This window comes from Synechococcus sp. F70.1 (assembly GCF_047502745.1).
Lineage (GTDB): Bacteria > Cyanobacteriota > Cyanobacteriia > Thermostichales > Thermostichaceae > Thermostichus.
This window is the reverse complement of the sequence record NZ_JANSJL010000007.1, coordinates 1-684: the sequence shown is the minus strand read 5'-3', so window position 1 is coordinate 684 and position 684 is coordinate 1. Positions and strand designations below refer to the sequence as shown.

General features: G+C 55.7%; 1 rRNA gene. It reads left to right on the top strand.

Annotated elements, in window-relative coordinates:
• Positions 1–684: ribosomal RNA gene (locus NW860_RS00490) — 23S ribosomal RNA — on the top strand; the annotation flags it as partial.

Here is a 684-nt window from a genome sequence, read left to right as displayed (position 1 = left end):
CCGTAACTATAACGGTCCTAAGGTAGCGAAATTCCTTGTCGGGTAAGTTCCGACCCGCACGAAAGGCGTAATGACTTGGGCGCTGTCTCGGAGAGGGACTCGGCGAAATAGACTTGTCTGTGAAGATGCGGACTACCTGCACCTGGACAGAAAGACCCTATGAAGCTTTACTGTAGCCTGGAATTGGGTTCGGGCCTTGCCTGCGCAGGATAGGTGGGAGACAAAGAAGTACCCCTTGCGGGGGGTATGGAGTCGCCGGTGAGATACCACTCTGGCAAGGCTAGAATTCTAACTTTCTGCCCGGAAGCGGGGGAAAGGACAGTTTCAGGTGGGCAGTTTGACTGGGGCGGTCGCCTCCTAAAGGGTAACGGAGGCGTGCAAAGGTTCCCTCAGGCTGGTTGGAAATCAGCCGTTGAGTGCAAAGGCATAAGGGAGCTTGACTGCAAGACCTACAAGTCGAGCAGGGACGAAAGTCGGCCTTAGTGATCCGACGGCGCTGAGTGGAAGGGCCGTCGCTCAACGGATAAAAGTTACTCTAGGGATAACAGGCTGATCTCCCCCAAGAGTTCACATCGACGGGGAGGTTTGGCACCTCGATGTCGGCTCATCGCAACCTGGGGCGGTAGTACGTCCCAAGGGTTGGGCTGTTCGCCCATTAAAGCGGTACGTGAGCTGGGTTCAGAA